An 18,700-nucleotide genomic window follows, 5' to 3' on the forward strand; every position below is an offset into this window, starting at 1 on the left:
GCCTCAATCGCGCCTCAATGCAGCCCGCGATAATTGCCCGGCGGGTCGCTGGCAGGGAAGCTTTCATCCACCTGCTCGTCCACCATGTCCCAATCGCGCGCGTCGATATGCTGTTCGTGCGGGCCGGCGTCGCGCACCGGGCCGGAAGAGAAGCCCGTCCCGCGATGGTCATATGCGTTGCGGCCAGCCTGCCATTCCTTCCAACCCCGCCAGGCCACGGTGCCCAGCCCGGTGAGAAATGCCAGTTTCAACAACCCCTTCATTTCGGCTTCTCCTGTGGTTCATGCAGATGGACCCATTCGGCCCGATTGCCGCTGACGATGTCGGGCGTCAGCGGGATGTCGCCCTCCTCATCGGTGCCGCCCGGCGGCTCCGCGGCCGGGGCGGATGCGATCGCCCAGCGCTGCCGCAGTGCCGCATCGATCATCGCCCGCCAGACGTGGTCGTCGCCCGCCTGCAACATGACATCGTCGGGATCCTTGATGATGGCGAGCAGACCAGCGGCGGCCTCCACCTGCTCCTGCCAGTGATCGGGGCCGAGAGCGGGATTGGCGGCCGCCAGATGCCGCGCCAGCCGTTCCAGAAGATTGCGCTGCTCCATGTGCTGATGAACGCCGGCCGAACCGCTCTGTTCCCTTATCGTGACGCCTGTGCAGCGAAGTGAACGTCGCGCCGCATCGATCGTTGACGCCGCATGCAAGGAACAGTTGCAAGGAGAAGGAGAAGATCATGCCCCAGGGTGACAAGAGCAGCTATACCGGCAAGCAGAAGCGCAAGGCGGAGCATATCGAACAGGGTTATGAGGATCGCGGCGTATCCCGCAAGGAAGCGGAACGGCGCGCCTGGGCCACCGTCAACAAGGAATCGGGCGGCGGCAACAAATCCGGATCCGGCCGGGGGAAGCCCGACAGCCATGTCTCTTCGCGCAAGGGCGGGAAGAAGGGCGGCGCGGCATCGGCGCGGCGACCGGCGGCCGATCGCTCCGCAGCCGCCAGAAAGGGTTGGGAAACCCGGCGCAGGAAGGCGCATGGCTGACCTGGCCGGAGGATGGCTGTCCGGCGCGCGGCGGATGAACCCGCCGGCGCCGGTTCAGTCCTGAGACCGATAGTGCGGCAGCGCCAACCCCCTGCGCATCGCAACGGCCCGCAACAGGAAACCAAGGCAGGCGGCGATCAAACCGGCCACGGGAATGTCGAGTCCCAGCCAGCGCAGGAAGACGAACAGCCCCGATGCAAGCGCCGCGGCCGTCACATAAAGTTCCGGACGCAGCACTATGGACGGCTCCCCCGCCAGCAGGTCGCGCATGATGCCGCCGACGCAGCCGGTAACGACGCCCATCATCGCCGCCACCAGCGGCGGCACGCCGTAGCTCATCGCCTTGGCCGCGCCATAGACGGCGAAGGCGGCGAGCCCCACCGCGTCCAGCCAGTCGAGCGCGCTGTCGCTCCACCAGCGGCGCGGCGTGCACCAGACGAGCAGCGCGGCCAACATGCATGCGATCGCGGGCACGGCGTCGCGGACCCAGAAGACCGGCGCGCCGATCAACAGGTCGCGAACCGTTCCGCCCCCTACCCCCGTCACCAGTGCGAAGAAGGCGAAGGTGACCAGCGTCTGCCGCAGGCGCGCCGCCGCCAGCGCGCCGGATGCCGCGAAGACGAAAGTACCGACGATGCTGAGCGTCTCAAGCACCGGGCCGATCTGCGGCAGCAGCGTCTGGTTCATGAGGCGGCGCTGGGCGTTATTTCGCGAGTTCGGCCTCTACCGCCGCCACCAGATCCGCATCATCGGGCGCGGTCGTGGGTGCGAAACGGGCCGCCACGCTGCCGTCCTTCGCGATCAGGAATTTCTCGAAATTCCAGAGCACTTCAGGTTCGGGATTGGGCGTGATGCCATAGCCGACCAGCTTTTCGCGAAACTGGGCGCCTTCCCCCCGCGCCGCGGGCTGCGCGCCGGTCAGCGCCGCGTAGAGCGGGTGCTTTTCCGGTCCGGTGACGACGATCTTTTCGAACATCGGGAAATCGACGCCGAAATTGGTGGTGCAGAAGGTCGCGATCTCTTCGTTGCTGCCCGGTTCCTGGGCGCCGAAATCATTGGCGGGGAATCCGGCGACGACCAGCCCCTTGTCCTTATAGTCGCGATAAAGCTGTTCCAGCCCTTCATATTGCGGGGTCAGGCCGCATTTGGAGGCGACGTTGACCACCAGAACCACCTTCCCCGCATAGTCGGCCAGGCTGGCGTCGGCGCCCTTGATGGTCTTGAGCGGAATCTGCTGGATATCTGTCATGTCATATTCTCCTTCGGACCGGATGGCTTGCCCCCATCATATGGCCGCGCCGAAAAGCTTGCCTACCCCGGATGTCGCAAGCATCGCGAAAACACCCCAGAAGACGACGCGCGCCACTGCCCGCGCTATTCCGCCGCCGCCCAGGCGCGCGCCGACATAGCCCAGCACCGCCAGGCACAGCAGCGATACGAGGGCGACAGCGGCGATCGCGTGCCCCGGACTGGCGACGGCGGCCAGCACGGGGGCGATCGCGCCGACGGAGAAAGTCGCGGCAGAGGTCAGCGCCGCCTGAACCGGGCGCGCTGTGCTGATGTCGGAAATGCCCAGTTCGTCCCGCGCATGGGCGGCGAGCGCGTCGACATTCATCAACTGCGTCGCCACCTGGCCTGCAAGCTCCGCAGTCAGGCCGCGATCGACATAGATGTCGCGCAATTCCTGCCATTCCACATGGGGCTGCTGGGCCAGCGCCTTCTTCTCCTTGGCCAGGTCGGCGCGCTCCGTATCGGACTGGGCGCTGACGGACACATATTCGCCCGCCGCCATCGACATGGCGCCCGCAACCAGCGCGGCAATGCCCGACAGAAGGATGGTGTCCCGCGCCGCCCCCGACGCCGCGATGCCGGTGAGCAGGCTGGCGGTAGAGACGATGCCGTCATTGGCCCCCAGAACGGCGGCGCGCAGCCAGCCGACGCGATTGACATAATGGACCGCATGATGGCCGTCGATCACATCCTCGTCCTGCATCGTCGCGGATTGTTCCATGCGCCTTTCCCCTCTGGCTGCCCTTGGCTAACAGATGAGGCGATCGGCGCAAGGGCTTCCTGGAAATCGCTTCAGGCGCCCAGCCCTTCAGCCTTTTCCGCCAGTTCCAACCAGCGTTCCTCCGCCGCTTCCTTTTCGGCGCGGGCCTTTTCGATCGCCCTGGTGAGCAGGTCGAACCTGCCGGGGTCGCGGCCGTAGAGATTGGGATCGGCCAGCGCTTCCTCGTCCCGCGCAATGGCCGCCTCTATCTCCTCGATCCGCTTTGGCAGCAGGTCCAAGTCGCGCTGGTCCTTGTAGCTGAGCTTGGTCGATGCGCTTTTCGGCGGGGGGGGCGCGGCACTCTTCTTCTCCGTCCTCGGCGCGTTCTTCGGCTGGCGCTTGGCGACCCAGTCCGCATAACCGCCGACGATCACGTCGATGGTGCCGGAACCGTCCAGCCCGAGTGTGACCGTCACGGTGCGGTCGAGAAAGTCGCGATCGTGGCTGACGATCAGCACGGTGCCTTCATAATCGGCAATGACCTCCTGAAGCAGGTCGAGCGTCTCGAGGTCGAGGTCGTTGGTCGGCTCGTCCAGCACAAGCAGGTTCGATTCGCGGGCGAATTCGCGCGCGAACAGCAGGCGCGAGCGTTCGCCGCCCGACAAGGTGCCGACCCGCGCCTCCGCCAGGGAGGGGTCGAAGAGGAATTCCTTGAGATAGCCGTGGACATGCTTGCGCGTGCCGCGCACGTCGATCCAGTCGCCGCCTTCGGCCAGGACGTCGCGGACCCGCCGGTCGGGCTGCATCAGGCTGCGCTGCTGGTCGATGAAGATCATGTCGAGCGACCTGGCCTGGCGAATCTCGCCGCTGTCGGGCGCGAGTTCGCCGGTCAGCAGTTTCAGGAGCGTGGTCTTGCCCGCGCCGTTGCCGCCAACGATGCCGATGCGGTCGCCGCGCTGGATGCGCAGCGAGAAGTCCTTGATGACTGTGCGATCCCCGAATTGCTTGGTGACATGTTCGGCGGTGATGACGCTTTTCGTCTTGTTGTCGTCGCTGGCGACGGCAATTTTCGCGACGCCCTGCGGACCCACCATGGCGGCGCGCTGGGCGCGCATTTCCCATAATTTGGCGAGGCGGCCCTGGTTGCGCTTGCGCCGGGCGGTGACGCCGCGTTCCAGCCAGTGCGCCTCGATCTTCAGCTTGGCGTCCAGCTTTTCGGCGGCGCGGGCTTCCTCGGCATAGACGGCCTCCATCCACTCATCGAAACCGCCAAAGCCGATTTCATTGCGGCGGATGCCGCCCCTGTCGAGCCAGAGCGTCTGGCGCGTCAGGCGGGTGAGGAAGGCGCGGTCATGGCTGATGACGATGAAGGCGCCGTTATAGCGGCCGAGCCACCCTTCCAGCCAGTCGATGGCGTCGATGTCGAGATGGTTGGTCGGTTCGTCGAGCAGCAGCAGGTCCGGCTCGCTCGCCAGGGCGCGGGCAATGGCGGCGCGGCGGCGTTCGCCCCCCGATGCGGTGGCGGCTTCACGGTTGAGATCGGTGCCGAGCTGGCTGGCGATGGCGTCGACCTCATGGGCGGGCGGGGCGAACTGGCCGGCCAGCGCGAAGTCCCGCAGCGTGGCGAAGCCGGAAACATCCGGATCCTGCTCCAGCATGATGACGCGGGCGCCGGGCCGGAAGGATCGGGTGCCCTCGTCCGGTTCGATCTGACCGGCGATCAGCTTGAGCAGCGTGGTCTTTCCCGCGCCGTTGCGGCCGATCAGCGCCAGCCGATCCCGTTCCCCGACGAAAATGTCGAGATTGCGGAAAAGCCAATGGGTGCCCTGTGAGAGGCCAAGATTTTCGAAGGAGAGAATGGGAGCCGCCATGGCCGTGCAGCTAGGCGTTCTGGAAAGCTGGGGCAAGAGGGGGAACCGGAAGCTGTCTGACGGCTTTCAGCGCATGTCAGCGTCCATTCATCGCAGCCGTCACAATGTCGCTGCATCGCTTTTTGAGGAGAAGGCCCTGTGAAATCCATGTTCGCCCTGATGGCCTCTGCTGTCGTTGCCGCCGCTGCCCTGCCCGTCGCGGCCGCTGCGCAGACCAGCGTGACCATTGCAGAAACCGCGCCGGTGGTGACGTTGAACGTCACCGAAACCGTGGAGGCGGCGCCCGACATGGCGACGGTGGGCACCGGGGTCCAGACCCGCGCCCAGACCGCGGCGCAGGCGATGCGCGACAATGCGGCGCAGATGGACAAGCTGATCGCGGCGCTGGTGAAGGCGGGCATTCCGAAGAAGGACATCCAGACCAGCGGGATCAATCTGAGCGCCCAATATGACTATAGCAACCGCGACGGTCAGGCTTCCGCGCCGCGCTTCATCGGATATGAGGCGTCGAACCAGCTATCGGTGAAACTGCGCGACATCCGGAAGGTGGGCGGGCTGCTCGATACCATGGTCGATGCGGGCGCGACCAATGTGAGCGGGCCCAGCTTCTCGATCAGCGATCCGGCGCCGATGCTGGCGCAGGCACGCTCGGCCGCACTCAAGACCGCCAGGGCGCAGGCGGATTTCTACGCGCAGGCGGCCGGATACCGCTCGGCACGGCTGGTTTCGCTGACGGAGAGCAACAGCGGCGGGCAGCCGCCCGTGCCGATGATGGCGGCGGCGCGGTTCAAGGCGGATTCAGCGCCTGCCACGCCCGTGGAACCGGGACAGGTCGGGTCATCGGTGACGCTGACCGTGCAATATGCACTGGAGAAATAAGCGCGGGATAGCCTCATCGCCGAAGATCATCCTGGAAGATCATCGCTGATGTAGCGCCCGCCCCCTGCCCCCTCCCACCCTGCGGGAGGGGGCATATACCGGAACCCGACCCCCCTCATCGTCATTCACCACCTGTTCAATGGCTGCCCGCTATGCCAAGGTCATGGAAATGAAGCGGTTAAGACTGATAGCAGCCATGGGGGTCATGGCGGCGCTTTTCGCCGCCAATCCGCCTGCCCAGGCCAGCAGCCAGCGCGACGAGCAGGATGCCGCGCGCCGCGCGATGCTGGACGGGCAGGTCATGCCGTTTTCCGTCATCAAGCGCCGGGTGGATGCCGCCATGGGCGGCGCTACCTATCTGGGCAGCGAATTCAACCCGTCCACCAATCGATACCGCCTCAAATATGTGAAGGACGGTAAGGTGGTATGGGTTGATGCGGACGGTCGCACGGGCGATATAATCGGCTGGGCGCGCTGACAGGCGCGTGCCGCCTTGTCCTTTGGACATAAACAACAGAAACGGGGCCATATGCGTCTGCTGATCGTCGAAGATGAACCTAGCCTGGGGCAACAGCTCCGGAACACGCTGGAGGGCGCGGGCTATGCCGTGGATCTGGCCGACGATGGCGAGGACGGGCATTTCCTGGGCGCGACCGAAAGCTATGATGCGGTCGTCCTGGACCTGGGCCTGCCCACCATCGACGGCCTTACCGTGCTGGACCGCTGGCGCAAGGAAGGGCGCAGCTTTCCGGTACTGGTGCTGACGGCGCGGGACAGCTGGTCCGACAAGGTGGCCGGACTGGACGCAGGCGCCGACGATTATCTGGCCAAGCCGTTCCAGAGCGAGGAACTGATCGCCCGGCTGCGCGCGCTGATCCGTCGCGCATCGGGCAATGCGTCGAGCGAGCTGACGGCGGGCGACGTGCGGCTGGACACGCGATCGGGCAAGGTGACGCTGAAGGGCGAGCCGGTGAAGCTCACCGCGCAGGAATATAAGCTGCTGTCCTACCTCCTCCACCACAAGGGCAAGGTCGTGAGCCGCACCGAACTGATCGAGCATATCTACGACCAGGATTTCGACCGCGATTCCAACACGATCGAGGTATTCGTGACCCGCATCCGCAAGAAGCTGGGCGCGGATGTCATCACGACCATCCGGGGCCTGGGCTACAGCCTGGACGAGCCGGGACGATAAACCCCGCCCTTCCGTTTCGGCTGAGCTTGTCGAAGCCTGGTTCTTCAAGGAAAATGAAGCCCTTCGACAAGCGCGGGGCGAACGGAAACAAAGGTTTCGGCTTTTTTTGACCGATCCCCCCTCCCCTCCGCAGGTCCGTTCCACCGGATCGCTCAGCCGCCGCATGATCGGCATCGCGGCGCTGTGGATCAGCCTGCTGCTGCTGGGCGGCGGACTGGCGCTCGACCGCGTGCTGTCCGATGCGATCACGCGCAATTTCGACGACGGGATGAACTATGTCCTGACCGCCATGATCGCATCGGCGGAGATCGGGCCGGACGGCGAGGTGCTGTTCAACCGCGAGCCCGCCGATCAGCGGTTCCTGGAGCCCAATAGCGGCATTTACTACCAGATCAGCGGCAAGGGGCATGAGGACTGGCGGTCGCGTTCGCTGTGGGACCGGGCGCTGAAGGTCAATCCGGAGCATCATGACGACGCGCCGCATATCTATGACAGCAACCAGTTTCCGGGCGAAGACCTGCGCGTCATGGAACGCAGCATCATCCTGCCCGGGTCAAACACGCGATGGATGTTCATGGTGGCGCAGGCGCGCGAGGGGCTGGACGCGCAGATAAAGACGCTGCGTTCGACCCTGTTCGAGAGCTTTGCCCTGCTGGCGCTGGGGCTGATCGTGCTGGCGACCCTGCAGACGATCTACGGGCTGCGCCCGCTGCGCAAGGTTCGCCACGAGATCGTGCGGATGCGCGCGGGTGAGAAGAACCGCGTGACCGAGCCGATGCCCGCCGAGGTGCTGCCGATGGTGGAGGAGCTCAACGCGCTGCTCGCCCATAATGAACGGCAGGCGGAGGAAGCGCGGACCCATGCGGGCAACCTTGCCCATGCGCTGAAGACGCCATTGACCGTAATCATGAACGCGGCGACCGCGCAATCGCCCGACCTGGGCGACACCGTGATCCGGGAAGCGACGACGATGCGCCGCCAGGTCGACCATCATCTGGCGCGGGCGCGAGCGGTCGGCCGGCGCGGCGCGGCGCATAGCCGGGCGGAAGTATGGGCCAGCCTGGACGCGGTAGAACGCGCCGTCCAGCGGCTTTATCCCGAAGTGCGCATCGACATGGACGGCGACAAGGAGGCCGCCGTGCGGGTCGAAAGGCAGGATCTGGACGAAATGCTGGGCAATCTGATCGAGAATGCCGCAAAATATGGCGGTGGCAGCGTGTTTGCGACGGTCGGACGCAAGGGATCCATGGTCGAAATCCTGGTCGAGGATGACGGCACGGGCATTCCCCAGGCAGACCGCACGCGCATTTTCGACCGGGGCGTCAGGCTGGATTCGGGGAAGCCGGGGACGGGCCTTGGCCTTGCCATCGTGCGGGACGTCGCGGAAATCTATGACGGGTCGGTCGCGCTGGAGGAGAGCGAGGATCTGGGCGGCCTGCTGGTCCGGCTGCGGCTGCCCGCTGCCTGATGCGGCGGCACTTCTACCTTGCCTGCGGTTTCCTGTCCCTGGGGCTGGGCGCGATCGGCGCCTTCCTGCCTCTCCTGCCGACCGTGCCGTTCATGATCCTGGCGGCATTCTGCTTTGCGCGATCCAGCCCGGCGCTGGAGGCCCGATTGCTGGAGCATCGCCATTTTGGCCCGCATATCCGGCGCTGGCGGGAAAAGGGAGCGATCAGCCGGCGGGGAAAGAAGGCGGCATTGGCCGCCTTTGCGTTCAGCACGGTGCTGGCGCTGCTGCTATCGCCCTTTCCCTGGTTTCTGATCCCGCTGGCCGCGGCCCTGATGGGCGGCACATGGATCTGGACCCGGCCCGAGGGCTGAGGCCCTTGATGCTCCCTCAAAAGGGGACGCAGACGGCGTCCGACAGCCCTCAGTTCATGGCCAGGATCATGTTCCGCACCTGAGGATAAACCTGCTTTTCCCATTTGCTGCCGGAAAAGACGCCATAATGGCCGACGCCGGGTTGAAGATGATGGCGTTTCATATGCGGGCGCAGGCCGGTGCAGAGCACATGGGCGGCAGCGGTCTGGCCCACGGCGCAGACATCATCCTTTTCACCCTCGACCGTCAGCAGCGCGGTCTTGTGGATCGCGCCGGGATTGACCTTCCGCCCGCGATAGGTGAGTTCACCCTTGGCCAGCAATGTCCGCTGGAACACCTTGTCGACCGTTTCCAGATAGAATTCCGCCGTCATGTCGAGCACGGCGAAATATTCCTCGTAAAAGGTCTTGATCTTGTTCGCTTCGACCTGCTTGCCATCGGCCAGCAGTTGGTAAAGTTCCCGATGGGCCGAGCCATGCCGGTCCATGTTCATCGACATGAAGGCCGAAAGCTGAAGGAAACCGGGGTAGACGCGCCGGCCGCGTCCGGCATAGCGCATCGGCACCAGACTGATCAGATTATCCTCGAACCATTCGATCGACTGTTCATTGGCTAGTTCGTTGACCACGGTCGGAGCGGCGCGGGTATCGATCGGCCCGCCCATCAGTGTCATGGATCGCGGCGTCGCCGCATCCTTGTCCTCCGACATGATCGACACCGCCACCATGGCCGGCACGCAGGGCTGGCAGACCGAAACCAGATGCGATCCCGGCCCGATTTCCCGCATGAACATCATTATGTAGTCGACATAGTCGTCGAAGCCGAACCTTCCGGCGCTGAGCGGTACGTCGCGGGCGTTCTTCCAATCGGTGATGTACACGTCATGATCACGCAGAAGCGTCTGCACCGTGTTGCGCAGCAGGGTCGCGAAGTGGCCCGACATGGGCGCGACCACCAGCACCTTGGGCTGGGGCGCCTCCACATCGTCCTTCACGAAATGCAGCAGGTTCCCGAAAGGCAGGTCCAGCGCCACCTCTTCCCTCACGGCCACGACGGCATTGCCGCTGTGCACCTGCGTTATGCCATAGGCAGGCCGATGATGGGTCAGCTTCGCACCCTGGAACACGTCCATCAACGCGAACATGCGGCGCGGCATGGCCCAATCTGCCACCGGACCCATCTTGTCCCTGAAGGAAAGTGCGATCTGAGCACCCAAGCGCGCAGGGGCCATCATGTCGTTCCAGGCCTGATAGCCGCTATATAGCATCATCATCTTGCTCAAACGCGTCCTAAGCTCTTCCGGTGCCGATTCGGTCCCATGCAAAAACCGTTATACAGGTTTTCCATATTGCACCGCATCATGATTGATGGGAACATAGGGATGAAGCGGGAGGAATGCCATGGCCGACGCCGAACTGACCATTTCCAGCAAGACTTATTCATCCTGGTCCCTGCGCGGATGGTTGTTGTGCCGCATGGCGGGCCTGAAAGTCGTCGAGAAGACGATCGCGCTCGATGATCCTGAAAACCGGGCGGAATTGCTGCTTTTGTCGCCGTCGGTTCTGGTTCCCCGCCTGACCCATGAAGGGGCGAGTGTCTGGGACACGCTCGCAATTGCGGAATATCTGCATGAACTTTACCCGCATGCCGGGCTTTATCCCGAAGAGCGGATCGCGCGGGCGCATTGCCGATCGGTTTCGGGCGAGATTCACTCCGGCTTCATCAACCTGCGATCGGCGCTGCCGATGAACCTCAAGGTACGGCACGACAAATTTCCGGTCTTTTCAGGGGCCAAGCAGGACATCGAACGGATCGAGGAAATCTGGACCGAATGCCTGAACACCTATGGCGGCCCCTGGCTGTTCGGGGAAAGGGCGAGCGTGGCCGACGCGATGTTCGCGCCGGTGGCGCAGCGCTTCCTGACCTACGCGGTGGCGCTGTCGGCGCAATCGGCGGCCTATTGCAACTGGAGCAACGATTGGGAACTGATGCGCGAATGGATCGACGCCGCCCGCCGGGAGAAGGATGAGGTCGAGGAACTGGAGGTCGAGTTTTAGGACGATTTCCCAGGCGATCAAAGCCGATCGCTGGTCAGGAAATCACGACGTCCGGCTCTCGATCCCGCTCAGCCATTCGGCGATCATTGCGCGACCGGCTGCGACGGCCGCCGGGCCATGGTCGGCATGGTCCTGCCGCAGGGCGATGCCGCATTGCTTCGCTATGTCGAGATCAGCCCAGAAATGGGTGAGCCAATCCTCGAAACGCGGATCTTCGCCCATTTCCGCGTGGAATTGCAGCGCCAGCAGCTTGGATCCGCGGCGAAAGGCCTGATGCGCGTAATTTTCGGTGGAGGCCAGCAGTTCGACGCCGGCCGGCAGGTCGAACGTGTCGCTATGCCAATGAAGAACGGGAACCCCGTCCAGATGGCGCAGCGGCGATTCGGCTCCCGCCCGGTTCAACATGACCGGCGCGAAACCCAGTTCCATCCGCCCGCCGGAATAGACGGACGCGCCGAGCGCCGCGGCGATCATCTGGCTGCCCAGGCACACGCCCAGGGTCGGCAGATCCTGTTCCAGCCGGGCGGCGAGCTTTGCGATCTGGAGCGGAATCCAGGGGTGCAGATCATGTTCGTAAACGCCCATCGGGCCGCCCATCATGATGAGCAGGTCAGGGGTGCAGAGATCGACATCGGCAAAGTCGGCGCTGGCGACGTCGATCCGCTCGATCCGATAGCCGGCAGCTTCGATCGGCTGGAGATAGCCTGCCGCACCCTCTCGCGGCACATGTCGGACAATCAGCGCTGTTTTCATTTCCGCCATGCTGCCAGAGCGGATTTCGATCTGATTGAAGCAGATCGCCGCTCTGGTTTCCTTGTTTTCCGCGATTTCTTGACCAGCGATCGGTTCCGATCGCTTGGAAATCGCTCTAGCCAAAGACGGCATGGCCGGCCACCCCAGCCTTTCTTGGGTTTTTGAAATGAAGGCTATCGGCGGGCGATGCGGACCAATGTGCTGGTCCCGATCGCGAACCAGATGATGTTGACGACCGTCGACGGGATGGCGCCGTGCCACCAGGTGTTGATGACGAACAGCCCGGAACCCAGCGTGTTCATCCCCTGGAAGAGGGTGGACCTGCCCGAGGCATGGCCGCTCGATACGAGCAGATAGGCGCCCAGGATCAACAGCGCACCCGCCCAGCCGGCGATTTCAATCAGGATCGGCAATCCATCCCCCATGGATAATGATGGTCTGGCTCGGTCGCTTGGAAACCGCTCCAGGCCCCTCTCCCAAGGAAAGAGGCTCCCCCCTTGCGGAGAGAGCCTCTTTTCCTTCAATCATGCGTGCGCCGGTCAGGCGGCCAGCTTGCGCAGCACATATTGCAGGATGCCGCCGTTCAGGAAATAATCCAGTTCGTTGACGGTATCGATGCGGCACAGCGCGGTGAAGGTGAAGGTGGAACCGTCGGCGCGCTTCACGATCACTTCCACATCCTGGCGCGGCTTCAGGCCGGCGACATTCTGGATGGTGAAGGTTTCGTCGCCGGTGAGGCCGAACGTGTCCTTGTTCTGACCGTCCTTGAACTGGAGCGGCAGGACGCCCATGCCGACCAGGTTCGAACGGTGGATGCGCTCGAAGCTTTCCACGATGACCGCGCGCACGCCCAGCAGGTTGGTGCCCTTCGCCGCCCAGTCGCGCGACGACCCGGTGCCATATTCCTTGCCGCCGATGACGACCAGCGGAGTGCCGTCGGCCTTGTGCTTCATCGCCGCGTCGTAGATCGGCATGACTTCGCCTTCATAACGGGTCATGCCGCCCTCGACGCCGTCCAGCATCAGGTTCTTGATGCGGATATTGGCGAAGGTGCCGCGCATCATGACTTCGTGATGGCCGCGGCGGGCGCCGTAGCTGTTGAAGTCGGCCTGCGCCACCTGACGCTCCTGCAGCCACTTGCCCGCGGGGCTGGTCGCCTTGATCGAGCCGGCCGGCGAAATATGATCGGTGGTGATCGAGTCCCCGAAAATGGCCAGCGGCTTGGCCTCGACAATGTCGGTGACCGGCTTCGGGGTCATGGTCAGACCCTCGAAATAGGGCGGGTTGGCGACATAGGTCGAACCAGCGCGCCAGCTATAGGTAGCCGAACCCGTGACGTTGATCGCCTGCCAGTGGGCGTCGCCCTTGTACACATTGGCGTAGCGCGCCTGGAACATCTGGCGGTCCATGCAGCCCGCCATGGTCGAGGCGACTTCGTCATTGGTCGGCCAGATGTCCTTCAGGAACACCTGCTGGCCGTCCTTGCCCGTGCCGATCGGCGTGGTGATGAAGTCTTCGACCACCGTACCCTTCAGCGCATAGGCGACGACCAGCGGCGGCGAGGCCAGGAAGTTGGCGCGCACGTCGGGAGACACGCGGCCTTCGAAATTGCGGTTACCGGAGATGACGGCGGCGGCGACCAGGCCGTTTTCGTTGATCGCCTTGCTGATCGGCTCGGCCAGCGGACCGGAGTTGCCGATGCAGGTGGTGCAGCCATAGCCGACCAGGTTGAAGCCTATGGCGTCGAGATGCGACTGAAGCCCGGCCTTTTCCAGATAGTCGGTAACCACCTGCGATCCCGGCGCCAGCGAGGTCTTTACCCAGGGCTTGGGCTTCAGGCCCAGTTCGTTCGCCTTCTTGGCAACGAGGCCGGCCGCGACGAGGACGCCGGGGTTCGAGGTGTTGGTGCAGCTGGTGATCGCGGCGATGGTGACGTCGCCGTCGCCAATGTCGAAATCCTTGCCTTCCACCGGAACGCGAGCCTGGGCCTTCTTGTACACCTTTTCCATGTCGGCGTTGAAGACATCGTCCACGTCCGGCAGCGCAACGCGATCCTGCGGGCGCTTCGGCCCTGCAAGGCTGGGAACGACGGTCGAGAGGTCCAGCTCCAGCGTGTCGGTGAAAACCGGTTCGACCGCCGGATCGATCCAGAAGCCCTGCTCCTTCGCATAGGCTTCGACCAGCGCGATATTCTCTTCGGTGCGACCGGTGAGACGCATATAGTCCAGCGTCTTGTCGTCAATGCCGAAGAAGCCGCAGGTCGCGCCATATTCCGGCGCCATATTGGCCAGCGTCGCGCGATCGGCGAGCGACAGGGTGGCAAGGCCGGGGCCGAAATATTCGACGAAGCGGCCGACCACGCCACGGGCACGCAGCATCTGGGTGCAGGTGAGGACGAGGTCCGTGGCGGTGACGCCTTCCTTCAATTCACCGGTGAAGCGGAAGCCGACCACTTCGGGAATGAGCATGGAGACGGGCTGGCCCAGCATCGCGGCCTCAGCCTCGATACCGCCGACGCCCCAGCCCAGCACGCCCAGGCCGTTGATCATGGTGGTGTGGCTGTCCGTGCCGACGCAGGTGTCGGGATAGGCGACGGTGACGCCGTCAGGGCCTTCGCTCGACCAGACGGCCTGCGCGATATTTTCCAGGTTCACCTGATGGCAGATGCCGGTGCCCGGGGGCACGGCATAGAAATTGGCGAGCGACTTGGAACCCCATTTCAGGAAGTCATAGCGCTCCATATTGCGCTGATATTCGATTTCCACATTCTGCTCGAACGCCTTGGGCGTACCGAATTCGTCGACCATGACCGAGTGGTCGATGACGAGGTGGACCGGCACCTGCGGGTTGATCTTGCTGGCGTCGGCGCCCAGCGCGGTCATCGCATCGCGCATCGCGGCGAGGTCGACGACGCAGGGAACGCCGGTAAAGTCCTGCATCAGCACGCGGGCGGGGCGATACTGAATCTCCCGTTCGGCCTTGCCCTTGTCATTCTGCCAGTCGACGATCGCCTGGATGTCGGCGGTGGTGACGGTGACGCCGTCCTCGAAGCGGAGCAGGTTTTCCAGCAGCACCTTCATCGAGAAGGGCAGGCGCGAGACGTCGCCCAGCTTGGCCGCGGCCTTCTTCAGCGAATAATAGGCAATGTCCTTGCCGCCCACCTTCAAGGTGTCGCGCGTGCCAAGTGTATCCTGTCCGATGGCGGTCATGAGTCGTGCGTCTCCTCGCAGTTGCCGGGCCAGGAGCAGGCAGGATGACGCTATTCCACCAGAAGCTCGCCGGACGGCGAAAATACCGGACGGCAAGGTGGCGGGATGCGCCCCCACTCATGGCCGAAGCGAATATGTCCCGATGCGCGCCGCCATAGCGCCTGCGCGCCTCAAGTCAAATGCGAAGGCGCGAAATGGCACAGGCCGGGCGAATCTTTCTTGTAGACGGCGCGATCAAGCGCGGGATACATTGGGCTGCGGTCGCGTTCTGGTGCAAGGAGCGGGCCTGGCAGAGATGATAAAGGGTCGCTCGCTCTGACGTTCGTCGTTGCATCAATGCTGGTGTGAAGCTCGGGGGCAATTCCGGATTTCATATCGATGCCGAGATATATGTCTGAGGAGGAAGAGACGATGCGCCCAGTTTCCACCCTCGCCACCGGCAGGTCTTTCGACCCGGCCTTAAGGGGTTACATCATTCATTATCATCCGGGGGAAGCCAATCACTGCCCCAGTTGCGGTCGCAGCCAGTGGATGGTCGGACGCCTGATGGCGGAGTGCGCCTATTGCGAAACCGCACTGCCGCTGGAGAATAACCGAGGTGTCGGGGCGTGCGCCCGTTTCGTCAGCACGCATGACGTCATGACGTCGCCCGACCCCCGCGAGTCGTTTACTCCGTAAACGGATGGAGGGCTGCGCGCCGTCAGGCCGCAGCCACTCCCTCCACCTCCACTATGCCGTCGCCGGCATAATAGCCCTGCACCCGCACGCGTTTTTCCACATGGTCGACGGGGACGCGCAGCAGGACAAGGCGGAAGCTGCCGCCCAGATCGCGCTGGAGCAGAAACCCTGCCTCGTCGCGGATCAACCGCCCGGTTTCGTCCACTCCAGCACCGATCTGCGTCATGGGTTATCGATCTATCGCATTCTTGATGCCCTTGCCAGCCATCAGGCCAAGGACAAGGAAGATGACGAACAGCGCGATCGCCAGCACGAACAGGAACTTCGCGATACCCACGAACGTGCCCGCCGCGCCGCCAAAGCCCAATATGGCGAGCACGGCGGCGATCACGAGCGAAATGATGGCCAGACGGATCATGCGGCACTCCTTTCCGTTGAAAGACCTGCCCTTTCCAACGGATGGCGAGACCGCCGGTTCCTGTTGTCGATCAGGGAGCGATCAGAACCAGAATCGCACGCCCATCACGAGGCTGGTGGCCGAAGCCCGCTCTCCATCAGCACGGGCAAAGCGGGCGGTGTCGCCCAGCTTTCGTTCCCAGTTGACGCCGACATAGGGCGCGAATTCGCGGGCGAATTCATAGCGCAGCCGCAGTCCCAGCTCGACATCGGACACGCCCGAGCCGATGCCGAGTTCGGGCACGTCCTGGGCCGCGACGTTGATCTCCGCGGCGGGTTGCAGGATCAGCCGCTGGCTAATGCGCTGGTCATAGCTGCCCTCCAGCCGCAGATGGGCGTCGCCCCTGTTCGACAGGAAGGCCTGGGCCGACACCTCGAACCAATAGGGGGCAAGGCCCTCGATCCCAACCACCGCATAGGTTCGCCGGGGATCGGGGCGGATATCGTGGCGGACGCCTGCTTCCAGGTTGAACCAGGGGTCGATGGCGCGGCTGTAGAGCGCCTGCACTTCCGCGCGTTCCAGCGGACCGCCGAACGCGCCCTCCCCCTCCGTCTTGAAGGCGAAGCGGTTGATGTCGCCGCCGATCCAGCCTTCCCCCTCCCAATGATAGCCGTCCGCGCCCTTGCCCATCCGATATTCCAGCCGGTCGAGCATGATCTGGGAAAAGGCCATGCCGCCGCTTTCCTTCAGCATGGCGGCGCGGGCACGTGCCATTTCGGCGGAGTTGTAAAAGGCATCGGCGGCATGATCAGCCGGGACGGAGGGCACAGTACCGGTGGGAATGTCGCCACCGGACGCGGGCCCGTCATGACCGGCATGGGCGTCCGCAGCCGGCGCCTGATGGGCCGAATGATCCTCCTGCTCCATCGCGCCATGGTCCATCTGCCCATGATCCATCTGACCGTGGTCCTGTGCCCGGGCGGGAAAGGCGGCGGCGGCAAGCAGCAGCGCCGTGGCAGCAAGCAGCGGCTTCATGCTGCTTCCTCCGCATGCCGGACGGTCACGACCCGCATCATCCCTGCGTGCATGTGCATCAACATGTGGCAGTGAAAGGCCCAATCCCCAAGCGCGTCCGCCGTAAGATCGAAACTCACCTTTCCTCCCGGCAGCACATTCACCGTATGCTTGAGCGGATCATGGTCGCCCGCCCCGGTCACCAGCTGGAAGAAATGGCCGTGCAGATGGATCGGGTGCGGCATCATCGTGTCGTTGATGAGGTTGACCCGCACCCGTTCCATGTGACGGAAGGGAATGGGGGCTGCCCCGTCGGACAGTTTCACCCCGTCGAAGGACCACATATAGCGTTCCATGTTCGCGGTCAGGTGGATGTCCAGCGTTCGCGTCGGCGGGCGCGTGTCCGCATGGGGCGTCAGCGATTTCAGATCAGCATAGGTCAGCACCCGATGATCGACGCTCTCCAGCCCGGTAGGACGATCGGCGGTCCGGTCCGCAGGCATGGGCGAGAGCGTCGCGACGCCAGGCCCCATCTTCACCTGCGGCGCCACCGATTTGTCGCGCATCTTCATCGAATGGCCGGCCATGCTCTCATTGGCGGGCTGGCTGAGGTCGATGACGCCGCCCTGCCCCATGTCCATTCCCGACATGTCCATGCCCATGTCCTTCATGCCCAGCAGCGGCCGGTCGCGCAGCGGCGGCACATCCGCCGCAAGGCCCATGCGGGGCGCCAGCGTCGCCCGCACCAGGCCCGAACGGTCTATCGCCTCCGCAACGAGGGCATAGGGTTTCGCTTCCGGGGGCTGCACCACCACGTCATAGGTTTCGGCAATGCCGATCTGCAGCTCGTCGGTTTCGACCGGCTGCACATGCTGGCCGTCGCACTGCACGACCGTCATTGGCAGGCCCGGCAGGCGCAGGTTGAAATTGGTCATCGCCGCCGCGTTGATGATGCGAAGCCGCACTCGCTCGCCCGGCGTGAACAGGCCCGTCCAGTTCTCCGCCGTGCCATGGCCGTTCACCAGAAAGCTGTAGGTCGATCCGGTGACGTCGGATATGTCGGTCGGGTCCATGCGCATGGCACCCCATTCAAGGCGATCCTTGGTGCCCTGGTCCTTTCCGGCGAGCAGTCCCGACAATGTCTGCTTCTGCATGTTGAAATAGCCGCCCGCCTGTTTGAGGCGCTTCAACAGGACATGCGGGTGGATCGGGCTCCAGTCGGACAGGACGATGACATGCTCGCGCGTGAATTCCACCGGGTCGGCCCCGGCCGGATCGATCACGATCGGACCATAGTGACCGACCGCCTCCTGCATGCCGGAATGGCTGTGATACCAATAGGTGCCTGACTGACGGACCGGAAATTCATAGGTGAAGGTCTCGCCGGGGCGAATGCCGGGGAAGCTGACCCCCGGCACTCCGTCCATCTGAAAGGGCACGATCAGGCCGTGCCAGTGGATCGAGGTATCCTCCCGCAGCCGGTTGGTGACCGAGAGCCGGACATTCTGCCCTTCCCGAAGGCGGATGAGGGGAGCAGGCAGCGTGCCGTTGATCAGCACGGCATGGGTCGAACGGCCGCCAACCGAAAAATGCCCCTCCGCCACGGTGAGGGCGATCGTCTCGCCCTGCAACATGCCCGGCGCCGGGGACAGGCCCGCCGTTCCGCTCTGCGCCCAGGCGGGGAAAACCCGGCCCAGGGCGAGCGCGCCACCCAGGCCCGAGAGGCTGCGGACAAGGGTGCGGCGATCGACGTCGGGAAGAGAGAAGGACATGGAAAGCTCTGCAATAAGGGCGGTTTCCC

The 18,700-nt window shown here is 64.1% G+C and carries 22 protein-coding genes; 8 read left to right on the top strand and 14 right to left on the bottom strand.

From position 1 onward, the window contains the following. Window positions 1-14 precede the first annotated feature (14 nt). Window positions 15-263 carry a hypothetical protein gene (locus MRBLSP13_RS13510; protein ID WP_363734528.1) on the bottom strand — a complete coding sequence of 83 codons (249 nt, stop codon included), beginning with the start codon at window positions 261-263 and terminating at the stop codon, window positions 15-17. Continuing rightward, window positions 260-601, bottom strand: coding sequence for a hypothetical protein (locus MRBLSP13_RS13515; protein WP_363734527.1), 342 nt, complete (start codon window positions 599-601; stop codon window positions 260-262). The genes MRBLSP13_RS13510 and MRBLSP13_RS13515 overlap by 4 nt, the downstream gene beginning before the upstream one ends. A gap of 128 nt (window positions 602-729) precedes the next feature. Here MRBLSP13_RS13515 and MRBLSP13_RS13520 point away from each other — a divergent pair, with 128 nt between their 5' ends. Beyond that, a complete protein-coding gene (locus MRBLSP13_RS13520; protein ID WP_363754986.1) occupies window positions 730-1,035 on the top strand; it encodes a plasmid stabilization protein in 306 nt (101 codons plus the stop codon). A gap of 54 nt (window positions 1,036-1,089) precedes the next feature. Here MRBLSP13_RS13520 and MRBLSP13_RS13525 read toward each other — a convergent pair whose 3' ends face one another. From MRBLSP13_RS13525 to MRBLSP13_RS13540, 4 genes are all read right to left on the bottom strand, one after another. Beyond that, window positions 1,090-1,722 carry a trimeric intracellular cation channel family protein gene (locus MRBLSP13_RS13525; protein WP_363734525.1) on the bottom strand — a complete coding sequence of 211 codons (633 nt, stop codon included), beginning with the start codon at window positions 1,720-1,722 and terminating at the stop codon, window positions 1,090-1,092. A 16-nt stretch (window positions 1,723-1,738) separates the two neighbouring features. Further along, a complete protein-coding gene (locus MRBLSP13_RS13530; protein WP_363734524.1) occupies window positions 1,739-2,284 on the bottom strand; it encodes a glutathione peroxidase in 546 nt (181 codons plus the stop codon). Between the two features lie 36 nt (window positions 2,285-2,320). Then, window positions 2,321-3,046, bottom strand: coding sequence for a VIT1/CCC1 transporter family protein (locus MRBLSP13_RS13535; RefSeq protein ID WP_363734523.1), 726 nt, complete (start codon window positions 3,044-3,046; stop codon window positions 2,321-2,323). A 71-nt stretch (window positions 3,047-3,117) separates the two neighbouring features. Continuing rightward, entirely contained in the window at window positions 3,118-4,896 is a 1,779-nt protein-coding gene (locus MRBLSP13_RS13540; RefSeq protein ID WP_363754988.1) for an ABC-F family ATP-binding cassette domain-containing protein, read from the bottom strand. 138 nt (window positions 4,897-5,034) lie between these two features. Between MRBLSP13_RS13540 and MRBLSP13_RS13545 the strand changes: the two genes are divergently transcribed. The 5 genes from MRBLSP13_RS13545 (at window position 5,035) to MRBLSP13_RS13565 (ending at window position 8,791) form a co-directional block, all read left to right on the top strand. Continuing rightward, window positions 5,035-5,775: an SIMPL domain-containing protein gene (locus tag MRBLSP13_RS13545; RefSeq protein ID WP_414714619.1), complete on the top strand. Its 741-nt coding sequence runs from the start codon at window positions 5,035-5,037 to the stop codon at window positions 5,773-5,775. Window positions 5,776-5,914: 139 nt separating this feature from the next. After that, on the top strand, window positions 5,915-6,253 hold the full coding sequence (locus MRBLSP13_RS13550) for a hypothetical protein (RefSeq protein ID WP_414714620.1): 339 nt from the start codon (window positions 5,915-5,917) through the stop codon (window positions 6,251-6,253). Between the two features lie 51 nt (window positions 6,254-6,304). Next, a complete protein-coding gene (locus tag MRBLSP13_RS13555) occupies window positions 6,305-6,970 on the top strand; it encodes a response regulator transcription factor (RefSeq protein ID WP_044662519.1) in 666 nt (221 codons plus the stop codon). Between the two features lie 163 nt (window positions 6,971-7,133). Next, window positions 7,134-8,438, top strand: coding sequence for a sensor histidine kinase (locus tag MRBLSP13_RS13560; protein ID WP_363755260.1), 1,305 nt, complete (start codon window positions 7,134-7,136; stop codon window positions 8,436-8,438). Further along, window positions 8,438-8,791, top strand: a complete 354-nt coding sequence (locus MRBLSP13_RS13565; RefSeq protein WP_363754990.1) for a YbaN family protein — start codon at window positions 8,438-8,440, stop codon at window positions 8,789-8,791. Before MRBLSP13_RS13560 ends, MRBLSP13_RS13565 begins: the two co-directional genes overlap by 1 nt. Before the next feature lie 49 nt (window positions 8,792-8,840). Here MRBLSP13_RS13565 and MRBLSP13_RS13570 read toward each other — a convergent pair whose 3' ends face one another. Next, window positions 8,841-10,064: a polyhydroxyalkanoate depolymerase gene (locus MRBLSP13_RS13570; RefSeq protein ID WP_363734520.1), complete on the bottom strand. Its 1,224-nt coding sequence runs from the start codon at window positions 10,062-10,064 to the stop codon at window positions 8,841-8,843. A 127-nt stretch (window positions 10,065-10,191) separates the two neighbouring features. Between MRBLSP13_RS13570 and MRBLSP13_RS13575 the strand changes: the two genes are divergently transcribed. Continuing rightward, window positions 10,192-10,848 carry a glutathione S-transferase gene (locus MRBLSP13_RS13575; RefSeq protein ID WP_363734519.1) on the top strand — a complete coding sequence of 219 codons (657 nt, stop codon included), beginning with the start codon at window positions 10,192-10,194 and terminating at the stop codon, window positions 10,846-10,848. Between the two features lie 42 nt (window positions 10,849-10,890). Here MRBLSP13_RS13575 and MRBLSP13_RS13580 read toward each other — a convergent pair whose 3' ends face one another. From MRBLSP13_RS13580 to acnA, 3 genes are all read right to left on the bottom strand, one after another. Next, window positions 10,891-11,601 (bottom strand): glutamine amidotransferase, encoded by a 711-nt coding sequence (locus MRBLSP13_RS13580; RefSeq protein WP_363734518.1) that lies wholly within the window; start codon window positions 11,599-11,601, stop codon window positions 10,891-10,893. Window positions 11,602-11,774: 173 nt separating this feature from the next. Next, a complete protein-coding gene (locus tag MRBLSP13_RS13585) occupies window positions 11,775-12,026 on the bottom strand; it encodes a CBU_0592 family membrane protein (protein ID WP_363754992.1) in 252 nt (83 codons plus the stop codon). 114 nt (window positions 12,027-12,140) lie between these two features. Beyond that, the gene (gene acnA, locus MRBLSP13_RS13590) at window positions 12,141-14,810 is read right to left on the bottom strand and encodes an aconitate hydratase AcnA (protein ID WP_363734516.1); all 2,670 of its coding nucleotides are present in this window, start codon (window positions 14,808-14,810) and stop codon (window positions 12,141-12,143) included. Between the two features lie 390 nt (window positions 14,811-15,200). On the opposite strand from acnA, the gene MRBLSP13_RS13595 reads away from it, so the two are divergent. Next, on the top strand, window positions 15,201-15,488 hold the full coding sequence (locus tag MRBLSP13_RS13595) for a hypothetical protein (protein WP_363754994.1): 288 nt from the start codon (window positions 15,201-15,203) through the stop codon (window positions 15,486-15,488). A gap of 22 nt (window positions 15,489-15,510) precedes the next feature. Here MRBLSP13_RS13595 and MRBLSP13_RS13600 read toward each other — a convergent pair whose 3' ends face one another. From MRBLSP13_RS13600 to MRBLSP13_RS13615, 4 genes are all read right to left on the bottom strand, one after another. Then, complete coding sequence (locus tag MRBLSP13_RS13600; protein WP_363754996.1) at window positions 15,511-15,714, bottom strand: DUF5818 domain-containing protein; 204 nt, start codon at window positions 15,712-15,714, stop codon at window positions 15,511-15,513. 3 nt (window positions 15,715-15,717) lie between these two features. Beyond that, window positions 15,718-15,906 carry a DUF1328 domain-containing protein gene (locus MRBLSP13_RS13605; protein WP_007688211.1) on the bottom strand — a complete coding sequence of 63 codons (189 nt, stop codon included), beginning with the start codon at window positions 15,904-15,906 and terminating at the stop codon, window positions 15,718-15,720. A gap of 81 nt (window positions 15,907-15,987) precedes the next feature. Continuing rightward, window positions 15,988-16,920: a copper resistance protein B gene (locus MRBLSP13_RS13610; protein WP_363754998.1), complete on the bottom strand. Its 933-nt coding sequence runs from the start codon at window positions 16,918-16,920 to the stop codon at window positions 15,988-15,990. Continuing rightward, window positions 16,917-18,671 carry a copper resistance system multicopper oxidase gene (locus MRBLSP13_RS13615; RefSeq protein ID WP_363755262.1) on the bottom strand — a complete coding sequence of 585 codons (1,755 nt, stop codon included), beginning with the start codon at window positions 18,669-18,671 and terminating at the stop codon, window positions 16,917-16,919. The genes MRBLSP13_RS13610 and MRBLSP13_RS13615 overlap by 4 nt, the downstream gene beginning before the upstream one ends. Window positions 18,672-18,700 lie beyond the last annotated feature (29 nt).

The organism is Sphingobium sp. LSP13-1-1.1, assembly GCF_040676415.1.
Taxonomy (GTDB): domain Bacteria; phylum Pseudomonadota; class Alphaproteobacteria; order Sphingomonadales; family Sphingomonadaceae; genus Sphingobium.

Coding starts and splice junctions, on each gene's coding strand:
- MRBLSP13_RS13555 (WP_044662519.1), top strand. CDS start 6,305: ATGCGTCTGCTGATCGTCGAAGATGAACCTAGCCTGGGGCAACAGCTC.
- MRBLSP13_RS13585 (WP_363754992.1), bottom strand. CDS start 12,026: ATGGGGGATGGATTGCCGATCCTGATTGAAATCGCCGGCTGGGCGGGT.
- MRBLSP13_RS13535 (WP_363734523.1), bottom strand. CDS start 3,046: ATGGAACAATCCGCGACGATGCAGGACGAGGATGTGATCGACGGCCAT.
- MRBLSP13_RS13520 (WP_363754986.1), top strand. CDS start 730: ATGCCCCAGGGTGACAAGAGCAGCTATACCGGCAAGCAGAAGCGCAAG.
- acnA (WP_363734516.1), bottom strand. CDS start 14,810: ATGACCGCCATCGGACAGGATACACTTGGCACGCGCGACACCTTGAAG.
- MRBLSP13_RS13565 (WP_363754990.1), top strand. CDS start 8,438: ATGCGGCGGCACTTCTACCTTGCCTGCGGTTTCCTGTCCCTGGGGCTG.
- MRBLSP13_RS13560 (WP_363755260.1), top strand. CDS start 7,134: ATGATCGGCATCGCGGCGCTGTGGATCAGCCTGCTGCTGCTGGGCGGC.
- MRBLSP13_RS13575 (WP_363734519.1), top strand. CDS start 10,192: ATGGCCGACGCCGAACTGACCATTTCCAGCAAGACTTATTCATCCTGG.
- MRBLSP13_RS13540 (WP_363754988.1), bottom strand. CDS start 4,896: ATGGCGGCTCCCATTCTCTCCTTCGAAAATCTTGGCCTCTCACAGGGC.
- MRBLSP13_RS13515 (WP_363734527.1), bottom strand. CDS start 601: ATGGAGCAGCGCAATCTTCTGGAACGGCTGGCGCGGCATCTGGCGGCC.
- MRBLSP13_RS13550 (WP_414714620.1), top strand. CDS start 5,915: ATGGCTGCCCGCTATGCCAAGGTCATGGAAATGAAGCGGTTAAGACTG.
- MRBLSP13_RS13525 (WP_363734525.1), bottom strand. CDS start 1,722: ATGAACCAGACGCTGCTGCCGCAGATCGGCCCGGTGCTTGAGACGCTC.
- MRBLSP13_RS13610 (WP_363754998.1), bottom strand. CDS start 16,920: ATGAAGCCGCTGCTTGCTGCCACGGCGCTGCTGCTTGCCGCCGCCGCC.
- MRBLSP13_RS13605 (WP_007688211.1), bottom strand. CDS start 15,906: ATGATCCGTCTGGCCATCATTTCGCTCGTGATCGCCGCCGTGCTCGCC.
- MRBLSP13_RS13570 (WP_363734520.1), bottom strand. CDS start 10,064: ATGATGATGCTATATAGCGGCTATCAGGCCTGGAACGACATGATGGCC.
- MRBLSP13_RS13580 (WP_363734518.1), bottom strand. CDS start 11,601: ATGAAAACAGCGCTGATTGTCCGACATGTGCCGCGAGAGGGTGCGGCA.
- MRBLSP13_RS13510 (WP_363734528.1), bottom strand. CDS start 263: ATGAAGGGGTTGTTGAAACTGGCATTTCTCACCGGGCTGGGCACCGTG.
- MRBLSP13_RS13600 (WP_363754996.1), bottom strand. CDS start 15,714: ATGACGCAGATCGGTGCTGGAGTGGACGAAACCGGGCGGTTGATCCGC.
- MRBLSP13_RS13530 (WP_363734524.1), bottom strand. CDS start 2,284: ATGACAGATATCCAGCAGATTCCGCTCAAGACCATCAAGGGCGCCGAC.
- MRBLSP13_RS13595 (WP_363754994.1), top strand. CDS start 15,201: ATGTCTGAGGAGGAAGAGACGATGCGCCCAGTTTCCACCCTCGCCACC.
- MRBLSP13_RS13615 (WP_363755262.1), bottom strand. CDS start 18,671: ATGTCCTTCTCTCTTCCCGACGTCGATCGCCGCACCCTTGTCCGCAGC.